Origin of the sequence: Streptomyces sp. NPDC006487 (assembly GCF_042870555.1) — a bacterium.
Taxonomy (GTDB): domain Bacteria; phylum Actinomycetota; class Actinomycetes; order Streptomycetales; family Streptomycetaceae; genus Streptomyces.
Genome location: NZ_JBIAHN010000003.1, coordinates 420,083 through 432,415 on the forward strand (window position 1 = coordinate 420,083; position 12,333 = coordinate 432,415).

Genomic DNA, 12,333 nt, shown 5'->3' on the forward strand with positions numbered 1-12,333 from the left:
CCGATTGGGCCGTTCGGCCGCCGGGCCCGCCCTAACGCCACGCCGGAGTGCGGGCCCGGCGGCCGAACGGCCGCGGCCCGCCCGCTGCCCCGGTCCTCACACGGGCACGAGGGCGCAGCTCCGCATCACTTCGTCCAGGGACAGCTCCAGGGCCCCGGCGAGGGCGGCGACGGTGAAGAAGGCCGGGGTCGGGGCCCGCCCGGTCTCGATCTTGCGGAGGGTCTCGGCGGAGAGCCCGGCGCTGGCCGCGACCTCGACCATGCTGCGGCCACCGCGGGCCGTGCGCAACAGGGCGCCCAGCCGCTCGCCGCGCTCGCGCTCTTCGGGGGTGAGGGGGGTACGGACCATGACGTCATCCTACCCCGGAACCCAATAAGTATCCCGTTACAGTTATACCGGTATAGTTATTGGCATGGTGGAACTGAAGACAGAACGATCGATCGACCAGATGCGCGCCGCAGGCCGCGTGGTCGCCCACGCCCTCGCCGCCGTCCGGGACCGGGCCGCCGTGGGGGTCTCCCTGCTGGAGCTCGACCTGGTCGCACGCGAGGTGCTCCGCGAGGCGGGTGCCACCTCGCCCTTCCTCGGCTACCGGCCGCGGTTCGCGCCGGTCCCCTTCCCCGCCGTCATCTGCGCCTCCGTCAACGACGCGATCGTGCACGGCATCCCGACCGACCACCGGCTGCGCGACGGCGACCTGGTCAGCATCGACTGCGGTGCGAAACTGGGCGGCTGGGTCGGCGACGCGGCCGTCAGCTTCACCGTGGGCCGGGCCCGCCCCGCCGACCTGCGGCTCATCGCGACCTCCGAGGCGGCCCTCGCGGCGGGCATCGCCGCCGCCCGGCCCGGCAACCGCGTCGGCGACATCGCCCACGCCATCGGCAGTGTCTGCCGCGCCGCCGGGTACGGCATCCCCGACGGCTTCGGCGGCCACGGCGTCGGACGCTCCATGCACGAGGAGCCGGGCGTGCCCAACGAGGGCCCGGCCGGTCAGGGTACGAAACTGCGCGCCGGCATGGTGATCGCGATCGAGCCGATGCTGATCGCGGGCGGCACGGACGACTACGCCTGCGACGCCGACGGCTGGACCCTGCGGACCGTCGACGGCAGCCGCGCCGCGCACTCCGAGCACACGGTCGCGATCACCGCCGCCGGTCCGAGGATCCTCACCGCCCTGTAGGCCTCACCGCCCTGTGGGCCTCACCGAGGTGCCTCCCCGGTCTACCGCCTCCCGCTCGGGTGCACCACCATCGCCGAGCCGCCGCCCCGCCGGGTCGTCTCGGCCGCGGCCAGCCACCGCCCGTCGGGCAGTCGCTGGACCCCAGTGGCCGCGCCGATCTCCGGGTTCTGCCGGAAGCCCTGCCCGAGGGCCTCCAGCTCGGCGCGGACCGGGCTGTTCCACAGGCCCGGCTCCAGCTCGGTGGTGGTCTGGTTGCGCTGGCTGGCCCGCGGCGCGGCGATGGCCTCGACCAGCGGCAGCCCGCGGTCCAGGTGCCCCGTCAGGGTCTGGAGCACCGTGGTGATGATGGTCGCCCCTCCCGGGGAGCCCAGCGCCAGCACCGGGCGTCCGTTCTCCAGCACGATGGTCGGGGACATGGACGAGCGCGGCCGCTTGCCCGGGCCCGGCAGGTTGGGGTCGGGGACGCCGGGTGCGGCCGGGGCGAAGGAGAAGTCCGTCAGCTCGTTGTTGAGCAGGAAGCCGCGCCCCGGGACGGTGATGGCGCTGCCGCCGGTGGACTCGATGGTCAGTGTGTAGGAGACCACGTTGCCCCAGCGGTCGGCGACGGTCAGGTGCGTGGTGTTCTCCCCCTCGAACGTGGTCGGGGCGGCCTGTCCGCCGCCACCGCAGGCGACCGGGTTGCGGGGATCGCCCGGAGCCAGCGGGCTGGTCAGCGCCTTGGCCGGGTCGATGAGGCAGCCGCGCGTGTCCGCGTACTGCTGCGAGAGCAGTTCCCTCGTGGGCACGTCCTCGGCCGCCGGGTCGCCGACCCACCGGCCCCGGTCGGCGAAGGAGATCCGGGAGGACTCGATGAACCGGTGCAGGTACTGGGCTTCGGTGAGCGCGCCGAGGTCGGTGCGCTCCAGGATGTTCAGCGCCTCGCCGACGGTGGTGCCGCCGGAGGAGGACGGGGCCATGCTGTACACGTCCAGGCCGCGGTAGCCGACCCGGGTCGGGTCCTGCCGCTTGGTCGCGTACGCGCGCAGGTCCCCGGTGGTCAGATCGCCGGACCGGACCACGCGGGTGGCGGCCGGGTCCACCGGGGGCGTGCGCACGGCCCGGACGATGTCCTCGGCCAGCGGGCCCCGGTAGAGCGCGCCGGCGCCCTTGCGGCCGAGCTCGGCGTAAGTGGCGGCCAGATCGGGGTTCTTGAAGGTGGAGCCGACCACCGGGAGGTCACCGCCGGGCAGGAACAGCTTCCTCGTGTCGGGGAAGTCCCGGAACCGGGCCTCGTTGAGCGCGGTCTGGGCCCGGAAGGTGGAGTCGACGGCGAAGCCCTCGCGGGCCAGCTTCTCGGCGGGCTTGAGGAGGTGGCCGAGCGAACGGGTGCCCCAGGACTCCAGCGCGCTCTGCCAGGTCGCCGGGGTGCCGGGAACTCCGACGCCGCGGCCGCTGGTCTGGCCCTCGGCGAAGGGGATGGGCACGCCGTTCTCCTGGAACAGCGCGGCGGTGGCCGTCGCCGGGGCGGTCTCGCGGCCGTCGATGGTGCGCACCCGGCCCGACCGGGCGTCGTAGTACACGAAGTAGCCGCCCCCGCCGATGCCGGCGGAGTACGGCTCGGTGACCCCCAGGGCGGCGGCCGTCGCCACGGCGGCGTCCACGGCGTTGCCCCCCGAGCGCAGGACGGCGATGCCGACGGCGCTGGCGTCGGCGTCGACGCTGGCGACGGCCCCGCCGTAGCCGGTGGCGACCGGGACCTTCGGCGGGGCGGCGCTCTGCGACGGCGGGGCGTCCGCCCCGGTCGAGACGAGCGCCCCGGCGAGCGCGATGAGCGCTAACTGACGTGCGGCGGGACCACGCATTCGGTTCCTCCAGTCGACTGCCTGTCAGACCTTGGAGCGGCAGCGTAACTTCCGCGCACCCGCCGCGTCATGGCGGCGGCGAGAGACTACGATCCGCCGCATGAATGACGACGTCCGCAACATCGTGCTCGGGGTGATAGCCACTGCCTTCAGCGGCGGGTTCGGCTGGTCCACCCGGACCTATCTGTGGCGCCGCGCACTGCGCCGCAAGCAGGCCTTCTTCGGCCTGCCGACCGGCTCTGACTGCCTGTTCGTGGTCAACCGGCATATGAGCGGCTCCGATTCCTCGGTGCACCGCAAGGACGCCTTCGCCCTGCTGGAGATCGCCGGGCTGATCAAGGACTGCGGGGCGAACCTCCAGATCGTCACCCACGACGGGGCACGCCAGGGATTCGGCGAACGAGCCGAGTTCTGCGTCGGCGGGCCGGTCTCCAATGCCCGCACGGCGGCGCACCTGACCTCCATGCTGCCGGGAGTGCGGTTCGACGACAGCCGTGAGCGCAGTCCGGAGCGGGGTGCGCTCAGCATCGGAGGGGAGACGTACCGCTGGCAGGAGGGCATGGTCGAGCACGTCCTGCTGGCCCGGCTGACGGCCGGTGCGGGAACGCGACCGGTGTTCCTCATGGCGGGCCAGACCGCCAACAGCAATCACGCAGCCGCCCGTTACCTCGCCCGACACCACAAGTCGCTGGCCCGCACCTACGGCCAGGACTCCTTCTGCATCCTGCTGAAGGTGATCAACTCGAATGCCTACGGCCCGGACGTGACCGAGCTGATCGCCGATGTCACCCGGCCCGCCCGGACACCCGCAGCGGCAGCCGCGTGATCCCGTTGATGAAGTTCGACACCAACCGGCGCGGTGTGCCCGCCAGTTCCGGTACCGGCATGGCGGCGGCCCACTCCTCGTAGAGGACGCGGAGCTGGAGCCGGGCGAAGTGCGCGCCGAGGCACACGTGCGGGCCGTCCCCGAAGGAGACGTGCGGGTTGGGTGCGCGGCCCAGATCGAGGCGGCCGGGGTCGGCGAAGACCCGCTCGTCGTGGTTGGCGGAGGCGTGGAAGACCACCACCTTGTCGCCGGCCCGGATCCGCTGCCCGGCGAGTTCGGTGTCGGCGGCGGCGGTGCGGCGAAAGCTCAGCACCGGCGGGTGGACGCGCAGGAGTTCCTCGACGGCCCGGTCCAGCGGGGCCCGGCCGTCGGCGAGTCCGGCGTAGGCGTCCGGGTCGCGGGCCAGGGCGAGCAGGCCGCCGGGCGCGGCGCTGCGCACGGTGTCGTTGCCCGCGACGGTGAGCAGGAAGAAGAACATCTCCAGCTCCGCGTCCTCCAGCCCGGCGAGCGCGAGGGCGGTCATCACGTCGTCGCCGGGGTGGGCCCTTTTGTGGGCGGCCAGTTCTCGGGCGTACGCGAACATCTCCCCCAGCAGCGCCGGTGAGCGCGGGTTCAGCGGCTGCCCGTCCGGGCCGGGCAGCGGGGCCGGGGCGTCCTCGGGATCCTGGTACCCGATGATCCGTACGGTCCACTCCAGCAGCAGCCCCCGGTCCTCGGCCGGGACGCCCAGCAGGTCGGTGAGGTTCAGCAGCGCGTACTCGTCGGTGACGGTGCGCACCAGGTCGGCGGCCCCGTCCTCGGCGCCGTCGCGGGCCGCGCGCAGCAGCGTCCGGGCCCGGCCGCGGACCCGGGCCGCGAAGGCGTCGACGCGGGCCGGGGTGAAGGCGCGGGCCACGGTCCGGCGCAGGGTGCCGTGCTCGGGGGGATCCTGGTTGAGCATGGTGCGCCGCAGGAAGGGCAGGTCGGCCGGGTCGGGGTCGCGGATCTGGGTGGCGCCCAGGTGCGAGGAGTACGTGCGGTGGTCGCGCAGCACCCGGACCACGTCGGCGTGCCGGGTGACGGCCCAGAAGCCGGGCCCGGCCGGCCAGCCGAGCACCTCCGGCTCGCTCTGCCAGGCCACCGGGCGGTGGTCGCGCAGCAGCCGGTAGCGCTCGTACGGGACGCCTTCGGCGTACAGGCGCGGGTCGAATACGTCGGGGGCCGGTCCTTGGTCCATGCGCCACACGGTGGCGGGGAGCGGCCCTGCCCGCAAGGGGCCGGGGCCCGCCGGGGCCGGCCGTCCCGTGAGCCCCGGCCGGGGCTCAGCGATCCGGCCTGACCTCGCACGCGGCGGTCTGCTCCTTGCCGTCGGAGCCGATGAGGAGGATCTCGGGGGGCGGGCTGGTGCGCACCGCGGCGAGAGCCGTGCAGGCCAGCTGGCGCCGGGCCGGGCCGGACAGCGGCCCGACCGGGACGGGCAGCACGACGCGCAGGGGCTTGCCGTCGCCGTCGCCGTCGGGCGTGACCGGCGGCCGGGCAACGCCCATGCGGTCCCAGTACTTCACGTCCGGCACCGGGATCTCGGTGGTCAGACCAGCCTCCCGCGCGGCCTCGCCCGGCCCCTCCAGCAGCATCCCGATCGTGAAGCCGACGTCCGGCCGCTGCGTCCGGTCGGTGACGGGCACCGGGACGAGCGCCCCGTCGGGGGCGATGAAGTACAGCAGGCCCGGGTCCGGCGCGGTGGCCAGTTTCACGGTCCCGGCGCGGCCGCTCTCGACGACCCCGGTGGTGGCGATGCCGCAGCCGGTGGCGAGCAGCAGCGGAACGGTCAGGGCGGCGGCCACGGTCTTGGGCACCCGGGTCATGTGCGGGCCTCCAACGGCATGTCGAGGGTGAAGAGCGCTCCGCCGCCGGGGCCGTTGGCGGCGTGCAGGGTTCCGCCGTGCAGGCGGACGTTCTCCAGGGTGATGGCCAGGCCCAACCCGCTGCCCGTGGAGCGGGTGCGGGCGGCGTCGGCCTTGAAGAAGCGGTCGAAGATGTGCGGCAGCACCTCGGGGGCGATGCCGGGCCCGCTGTCGGCCACCTCGACGAGCAGCCGCTCGCCCTCGGGCCGGGTCTCGGTGCGGACGCCGACGCGGACCGGGGCCCCGCCGTGTTTGAGGGCGTTGCCCACGAGGTTGGCGAGGACCACGTCGAAGCGGCGCGGGTCGAGCCGGGCGCGGACGTCCGGGGGCAGGTCGGTGGTGACCCGCCCGTCGGTCCAGTGGCGGCGTTCCAGGGTCTTGGTGACGATCTCGGCGATGTCGACCTCGTCGAGGTTGAGCTCGGCGGCGCGGGCGTCGAAGCGGGAGATCTCCATGAGGTCCTCGACGAGCACCGCGAGCTTCCCGGTCTCGGCGCTGATCAGGCGCAGCGCCTTGGCGGTGTCGGCGTCGAGCTCCTCTGCTCCCTCGTCGAGGACCTCGGTGACGGCGAGCATTCCGGCGAGCGGGGTGCGCAGTTCGTGGGAGACGTCGGCGGCGAAGCGGCGGGCGCGGGCCTCCGCCTCCCGGAGTTCGCTGACCGATTGTTCGAGGGCGCGTGCCGTCTCGTTGAAGGTGCGGGCGAGTCCGGCGAGTTCGTCGGCGCCGCGCACCTCGATCCGGGTGTCGAGCCGGCCGCGGCCGAGCCGCTGGGCGGCCTTGCGCATGTCCCGTACGGGCCTCAGGACACTGCGCGCGGCGAGCAGCGCGGGGATCAGCGCTATGGCCAGGCCCGGTACCGCGCCCATTCGGGCGGCGGCGACCAGGGCCTCCACGGTGGTCTGCTCGGTGTCCAGGGGCACGACCGCGTAGAAGACCACTCCGGTGGTCTCGTAGGCCTCGCCGTACTTGAAGACGGCGGGCATGCCGACGACGAGGGAGAGGTTGCCGTTGCGGTCCTCGGTGCGCTGGAAGGCCCCGTGCGGATGGGAGGTCATCTGGCTGCGGAGCTTTTCGCCGACGGCGGTGGAGACGGGCGCGCCGCCCTGGTTCGAGGTGGCGCGGAGCTTGCCGTACTCCCCGTAGACGATCCAGGGGTGCGGCTGGCCGCGCTTGCCCAGTTCCCCTACGAGCCGCTGGAGTTCCACCTGCCCCATGGGCAGCTGGGTGTACTGGGAGTCGACCAGGTCGCGCAGGGTGCTGACGGCGGTGTCCTGGCTCTGCTTGAGGATCGCGTTGCGTGCCTGCTGGTAGGTGAGCGCGGCCGTGCTCACCGCGCAGATGGCGGCGACCAGCAGGAAGGCGGCGATCAGCCGGGTGCGCAGACCCAGCGGTGCGAAACGTCTCATGTGCGCCGCTTACAGCGGGCCGAAGCGGTAGCCGAAGCCGCGCACGGTCTGTATGTAGCGGGGGGCGGCGTCGGGGTCCTCGATCTTGTGGCGCAGGCGGCGTACGCAGGCGTCCACCAGCCGGGCGTCGGCGTGGTAGCTGTGGTCCCACACGTATTCGAGGAGCTGCTGGCGGGAGAAGACCTGCTCGGGCGAGGCCGACAGGTGCAGCAGGAGCTTGATCTCGCTGGGTGCCAGGGGGAGGCGCTCGCCGTTCCTGGCGACGGTGAGCCCCGCGCGGTCCACGGCCAGCTCGCCGTGGAACTCCACGTCGGGGCGGCCGCCCGCGGGCTCGCTGAGGCGGCGCAGCACGGCCTTGATGCGGGCTTCGATGACCTCGGTGCGGGCGGGCTTGACGATGTAGTCGTCGGCTCCGGCCTCCAGGCCGACGACTATGTCGAAGTCGTCCCCGCGTGCGGTGAGCATGATGATCGGGACCTGGCTGTTCTCGCGGATCCGCCGGCAGACCTGGACGCCGTTGATGCCGGGCAGCATGAGGTCGAGCAGCACGAGCTCGGGGCGGAAGCTCGCCATGAGTTCGAGTCCGGCCTCGCCGGTCTCGGCGGCGCTCACGTCGTGGCCTCTGCGGCGCAGGCCGAGACCCACGCCCTCCCTGATGGAAGGGTCGTCCTCGATCAGCAGTACGCGTGGCATCGGGTCAGTATTCCAGGGTCGTCGATCGGTCCCCTCCCGCTTTCGGCCGATACGGGCGGCCGGCAGCGGGGTCCGGCCGGGGCTAGCGGCCGGTTCTGCGCCGTACGGAGGCCAGCAGGTCGGTGATCTCCGTGATCCGCAGGGGGCGGGCGAGGAGTACGACGACGAGGACGATCACCGCGGTTCCCGCCGCGGCCCCGGTGATGTTCCCGAGGATCCCGGGCAGGTCCGCGAAGTGGTCGGCGGAGCGCGCGGCAACGTACCCCGCGACGGCCGCCGGCGTGCAGGCGGCGAGGAGCCGCAGGTGGGTCCGTGCGGCGGTGTTCCGGCGTTCCGTACGGGTCCCCGTGCGCGGGCCGAGCCGCCGGGACAGGGCGTACGCGGTGACGGCCGCGCCCGCGGTGAAGGCGATCGAGCAGGCCGCGGCCATGCCGGTGACGGCCCAGCGCGGCGGCAGCAGGAGGTACGCGGTGGCGGAGAACCCGGCGTTGAGGGCGGCGATGACGAGGTTGAGGAGGAAGGGGGTCCGGGTGTCGGACAGGGCGTAGAAGCCGCGGGAGAGCACGTACTGCGCGGAATAGGCGATCAGGCCGGGTGCGAAGGCGGCGAGCATGCCGGCCATGACGGCGACGTCGGCGGAGCCGGTGCGGCCGTGCTCGAAGACGGCGCCGATCACCCAGGGCGCGAGGGCCGCGAAGAGCGCGGAGGCCGGGACGACGAGGGCGGCGGCGGAGCGCAGGGCGTAGGAGACGTCGGCGCGCACCCGCCCGAGGTCGCCGTCGGTGGCGGCGGCGCTCATCCGGGGCATGAGGGCGGTGACGAGCGAGACGGTGACGATGCCCTGCGGGACCATCCACAGCAGGTAGGCGTTGCTGTAGGCGAGGTAGCCGGCCCCGCCCGCGAGGCCCTCGGCGACGGCGTGCTCGCCGGTGGCGGTGGAGAGCCGGGTCACGACCCAGTACGCGATCTGGTTGGTCAGGACGAGCATGACCAGCCAGCCCGCGTTGCGCAGCGGGCGGGCCAGTCCGCTGCCGCGCCAGTCGAAGCGGGGGCGCCAGCGGAAGCGGGCGGCGCGCAGCGAGGGGATCAGCCCGAGGGCCTGCACGACGATGCCGGCGGTGGTGCCGATGCCCAGCAGACGGGTTTCGGAGGTGCTCAGCGTCCCGGCGCCCCCTTGATTGCCCTGCGCGACTGCGAGGAACAGCGCGAAGACCGCGATGACGACGAGGTTGTTGAGGACCGGGGTCCACATCATGGCGCCGAACCGGCCGCGTGCGTTGAGCACTTGCCCGAGCAGGGTGAACAGCCCGTAGAACAGGATCTGCGGGAGGCAGTACCGGGCCAGGGCCACGGTGGTGGACTCCTGGCCGCCGCTGTAGCCGGTGTACGCCGAGACGATGAGCGGGGCGGCCAGTACGGCGGCGGCGGTGAGGACCACCAGCGCGGCCGTGCAGACGGTGAGCAGCCGGTCGGTGTAGGCGGCGCCGCCGTCCGCGTGCTCCTTGGCGGCGCGGACCAGCTCGGGCACGAAGACGGCGTTGAGGGCGCCGCCGATGAGCAGGATGTACAGGATGTTCGGGACGGTGTTGGCGACCGCGTAGCCGTCGCCGAGCAGGGTGGTGCCGAGGGCGGCGCCGATCACCGCGGAGCGGATGAAGCCGGTGGCCCGGGAGACGATCGAGCCGGCCGCCATGAGCGCGCCGCTGCGCAGCACCGAGGTCTTCTTCGGTGCCGCACGGTCGGTGCCGTTCTCCGTCGCCGCTTCGGCGGCGGCGTCCTGCGCGGCCGGGGTGCCGGCCGCTCTGTGGTCTGCGAGGGTCACCGGCGGGCCATGTACGCCTGGAACGCCTTGTAGAGGGCCGTGTTGGCGTATCCGTCCATGGAGGTCTCCCACTCGCCGAGGGTTTCGACGACCTGTCCGCCGGTGCCGAGCTTCCAGCGCAGCAGCCCGAAGGAACGTTCGTCGGGGTCGAGGGTGGAGGGTACCCCGCGCATGTCGTATTCGTCGGCTCCGAGTGCATGTGCGTCACACATCATGCGCCACTGCAGGGCGTTGCTGGGGCGGACCTCGCGGCGGTGGTCGGCGGAGGCGCCGGTCTGGTACCAGGCCCGGCGGCCGGCCACGATCATGGTGTGCGCGGCGAGGATCTCGCCCTGGTGAACGCCCAGGTAGAGGCGCATGCGGCCGGGTTCCTCGGCGTTCAGGACCTCGTACTGCTGCTGGTAGTACGCCAGCGAGCGGCCGAGCCGGAAACCGTCGCGCTCCTCGGTGATGCGCAACAGCCGGTAGAACTCGGGCAGCTCGGCGGCCGAGCCGACGACCGTCTCGACCCCCGCCTTCGTGGCCTTGCGCACATTGCGCCGCCATTCCTGGTTCAGGCCCGACCACAGTTCGTCGAGGGTGCGCCCGGCGAGCGGTACGCGGAAGACGTGGCGGGGCTGGGCGTCGCCGTCGTCCTCGCCTCCGCAGCGCTTCCAGCCGCGGGTGCGCAGCCGGTCGGCGAGCGCGGCTCCGACCGGGTCCACCTCGGTGGCGAGCACGTCGGAGATCTGCCGGCCCGGGCCGGTGCCCGCCTTGGCGGTGGCCGCGTCCCAGCGGCGGTAGGCGGGGGTGGGTCCGATGCGCACGGCGAAGGCGCCGGAGGCCTTCAGGTGGTTCTTGAGGGGGGTCAGCCAGCGGTCGATGTCGGGGTCGGCCCAGTCCGCGACGGGCCCCTCGGGGAGGTAGGCGAAGTATTTGCGGGTGCCGGGGAATTGGCGGTAGAGAACGAGCCCGGCGCCTTCTATTTCACCCCCGGGGTAGTGCCATCCGACCCTTTCGGACCGCCAAAGGTCCTTTACGCCGCCCCAGGACGGGTACTGGAGAAAGCTGGCCCTGCCGTCCCTGGAAAGGAATGCCCGGTATTCCGCTTCGGACAGGGAGCGCACGGCGAGCTCCCGGCCCCGACTCCGGGCCTGGTACTGCTGGGTGGGTGTCACGAGTAGTGCGCACATGGCTGACCGGCCTTCCTGTACATCCGAATCGGTGGATGCACAGGACTCTCACAGGTGTCCATGACCGCGGTGCGCGGCGATTGTGACCGGACGATGACCGTATCGCTGCGGTCTATGTCACAAGGGAAATCCTGAACTTTTCCTGATCTCCCGCAACCTAGAGTCGTTCCGTTCGCATCTTCTTTTGCGGACGATCATTACTTCGGAGGGGTTTTCGTTGAGCCGCACACGCCGGGTCTTCTCTGTACGCAGCCGCACCGCCGTGGCGGCTGGCACCGCACTGCTGGCCGCCTCACTGGCGGCCTGTGGTGGCGGTGGCGCCGCGGCGGGCGGCGGAACCAAGGCGGAGATGAAGGAGAAGCCGGCCATGGCGGTCTCGGTGAACCTCACCGGTGACCAGGTCAAGGCAGGTCAGCCGGTGACCGTCACGATCGCCGAGGGCAAGCTCGCGACCGTGAAGGTGACGGACGCCAAGGGCGGGGAGCTGGCCGGGCAGATATCCGCCGACGGCAAGACCTGGACCTCGCAGGGCAACGCCCTGCCCTCGGCCCAGTACAAGGTCGATGCACAGAACACGGACAGCCAGAGCGCGACCACGACGTTCAAGACCTCGGCCCCCGACAAGGTGAACAAGGTCTCGATCAACATATCCAAGGGCAGCACCGTGGGTGTGGCCATGCCGGTCTCGATCGTCTTCGACAACCCGGTGAAGGACAAGGCGGCCGTCGAGAAGCAGCTGAAGGTCACCACCTCGAACAACACCGAGGGCTCCTGGGGCTGGATCACGGACTACTCGGGCAAGGACCGGGTGGACTGGCGGCCCAAGGAGTACTGGAAGTCCGGCACCGACGTGAAGGTCCAGATGAACCTGAACGGCGTCGACTCCGGCCCCGGCGGCGGGATGTTCGTCAAGGACTACAACACCGAGTTCAAGATCGGCAAGGAGCGCCTGATCAAGGTGAACCTCGACACGAAGAAGATGTCGGTCACCGAGGACGGCCAGGCGGCCGGCACCATCCCGATCTCCGCCGGAACCCCCGGCGGCAAGAAGGCTTCCTGGGACGGCAAGATGGTGATGATGGCCAAGGAGGGCACCATCCGGATGGACTCCCAGACGGTGGGCCTGGGCGACTCCTACGACAAGATGGTCGACTACTCGATCCGGCTGACCTGGTCGGGCATGTACGTGCACGCCGCTCCGTGGAACACCGCCAACTTCGGCCGCGCCAACACCAGTTCCGGCTGCGTGGGCATGAGCGACGAGAACGCCAAGGCGTTCTTCGGATCGGCCCAGGTCGGTGACCCCTTCGAGGTCGTGGGCCAGGGGTCCAAGGGCAACCCGGACCTCGGCAACGGCTACGGCGAGTGGAACCTGACCTGGGAGCAGTGGCAGGCCAAGAGCGCCGCCGCCGGAGCCCCGCAGGCCGGCTGATCCACGCGGACTGACCATCGTTCAATCGTTACCGGCACGTAACTTACCCACGGGTTACTTCCGGTAAGCCCCTCCCGT

11 protein-coding genes are annotated in these 12,333 nt (G+C 72.1%); 3 read left to right on the plus strand and 8 right to left on the minus strand.

All coding sequences use genetic code 11. The features are described from left to right. Window positions 1–96: 96 nt before the first annotated feature. A complete protein-coding gene (locus ACFYM0_RS07090) occupies window positions 97–348 on the minus strand; it encodes a helix-turn-helix domain-containing protein (RefSeq protein ID WP_388497508.1) in 252 nt (83 codons plus the stop codon). 64 nt (window positions 349–412) lie between these two features. On the opposite strand from ACFYM0_RS07090, the gene map reads away from it, so the two are divergent. After that, window positions 413–1,180 carry a type I methionyl aminopeptidase gene (gene map / locus ACFYM0_RS07095; RefSeq protein WP_388497511.1) on the plus strand — a complete coding sequence of 256 codons (768 nt, stop codon included), beginning with the start codon at window positions 413–415 and terminating at the stop codon, window positions 1,178–1,180. A gap of 41 nt (window positions 1,181–1,221) precedes the next feature. Here the strand turns inward: map and ggt are convergent, their stop codons facing one another. After that, the gene (gene ggt / locus ACFYM0_RS07100) at window positions 1,222–3,021 is read right to left on the minus strand and encodes a gamma-glutamyltransferase (protein WP_388497512.1); all 1,800 of its coding nucleotides are present in this window, start codon (window positions 3,019–3,021) and stop codon (window positions 1,222–1,224) included. Between the two features lie 100 nt (window positions 3,022–3,121). Here ggt and ACFYM0_RS07105 point away from each other — a divergent pair, with 100 nt between their 5' ends. Then, window positions 3,122–3,847: a hypothetical protein gene (locus ACFYM0_RS07105; RefSeq protein WP_388497515.1), complete on the plus strand. Its 726-nt coding sequence runs from the start codon at window positions 3,122–3,124 to the stop codon at window positions 3,845–3,847. Here the strand turns inward: ACFYM0_RS07105 and ACFYM0_RS07110 are convergent. From ACFYM0_RS07110 to ACFYM0_RS07135, 6 genes are all read right to left on the minus strand, one after another. Further along, window positions 3,807–5,063: a cytochrome P450 gene (locus ACFYM0_RS07110; protein WP_388497517.1), complete on the minus strand. Its 1,257-nt coding sequence runs from the start codon at window positions 5,061–5,063 to the stop codon at window positions 3,807–3,809. The genes ACFYM0_RS07105 and ACFYM0_RS07110 overlap by 41 nt on opposite strands. An 85-nt stretch (window positions 5,064–5,148) precedes the next feature. After that, window positions 5,149–5,691, minus strand: coding sequence for a hypothetical protein (locus ACFYM0_RS07115; RefSeq protein WP_388497520.1), 543 nt, complete (start codon window positions 5,689–5,691; stop codon window positions 5,149–5,151). Then, entirely contained in the window at window positions 5,688–7,136 is a 1,449-nt protein-coding gene (locus ACFYM0_RS07120; RefSeq protein ID WP_388497522.1) for an ATP-binding protein, read from the minus strand. Before ACFYM0_RS07120 ends, ACFYM0_RS07115 begins: the two co-directional genes overlap by 4 nt. A gap of 9 nt (window positions 7,137–7,145) precedes the next feature. After that, window positions 7,146–7,829, minus strand: coding sequence for a response regulator (locus ACFYM0_RS07125; RefSeq protein WP_388497524.1), 684 nt, complete (start codon window positions 7,827–7,829; stop codon window positions 7,146–7,148). A gap of 82 nt (window positions 7,830–7,911) precedes the next feature. Then, on the minus strand, window positions 7,912–9,651 hold the full coding sequence (murJ, locus tag ACFYM0_RS07130) for a murein biosynthesis integral membrane protein MurJ (RefSeq protein WP_388497527.1): 1,740 nt from the start codon (window positions 9,649–9,651) through the stop codon (window positions 7,912–7,914). Continuing rightward, window positions 9,648–10,823 carry a lipid II:glycine glycyltransferase FemX gene (locus ACFYM0_RS07135; RefSeq protein ID WP_388497530.1) on the minus strand — a complete coding sequence of 392 codons (1,176 nt, stop codon included), beginning with the start codon at window positions 10,821–10,823 and terminating at the stop codon, window positions 9,648–9,650. The genes murJ and ACFYM0_RS07135 overlap by 4 nt, the downstream gene beginning before the upstream one ends. 217 nt (window positions 10,824–11,040) lie before the next feature. On the opposite strand from ACFYM0_RS07135, the gene ACFYM0_RS07140 reads away from it, so the two are divergent. Beyond that, window positions 11,041–12,255 (plus strand): Ig-like domain-containing protein, encoded by a 1,215-nt coding sequence (locus ACFYM0_RS07140; RefSeq protein ID WP_388497533.1) that lies wholly within the window; start codon window positions 11,041–11,043, stop codon window positions 12,253–12,255. Window positions 12,256–12,333: the final 78 nt, after the last annotated feature.

Excerpts from the sequence above, each read along its gene's own strand:
- ACFYM0_RS07090 (WP_388497508.1), bottom strand. The coding sequence starts at position 348 with ATGGTCCGTACCCCCCTCACCCCCGAAGAGCGCGAGCGCGGCGAGCGG.
- map (WP_388497511.1), top strand. The coding sequence starts at position 413 with ATGGTGGAACTGAAGACAGAACGATCGATCGACCAGATGCGCGCCGCA.
- ggt (WP_388497512.1), bottom strand. The coding sequence starts at position 3,021 with ATGCGTGGTCCCGCCGCACGTCAGTTAGCGCTCATCGCGCTCGCCGGG.
- ACFYM0_RS07105 (WP_388497515.1), top strand. The coding sequence starts at position 3,122 with ATGAATGACGACGTCCGCAACATCGTGCTCGGGGTGATAGCCACTGCC.
- ACFYM0_RS07110 (WP_388497517.1), bottom strand. The coding sequence starts at position 5,063 with ATGGACCAAGGACCGGCCCCCGACGTATTCGACCCGCGCCTGTACGCC.
- ACFYM0_RS07115 (WP_388497520.1), bottom strand. The coding sequence starts at position 5,691 with ATGACCCGGGTGCCCAAGACCGTGGCCGCCGCCCTGACCGTTCCGCTG.
- ACFYM0_RS07120 (WP_388497522.1), bottom strand. The coding sequence starts at position 7,136 with ATGAGACGTTTCGCACCGCTGGGTCTGCGCACCCGGCTGATCGCCGCC.
- ACFYM0_RS07125 (WP_388497524.1), bottom strand. The coding sequence starts at position 7,829 with ATGCCACGCGTACTGCTGATCGAGGACGACCCTTCCATCAGGGAGGGC.
- ACFYM0_RS07135 (WP_388497530.1), bottom strand. The coding sequence starts at position 10,823 with ATGTGCGCACTACTCGTGACACCCACCCAGCAGTACCAGGCCCGGAGT.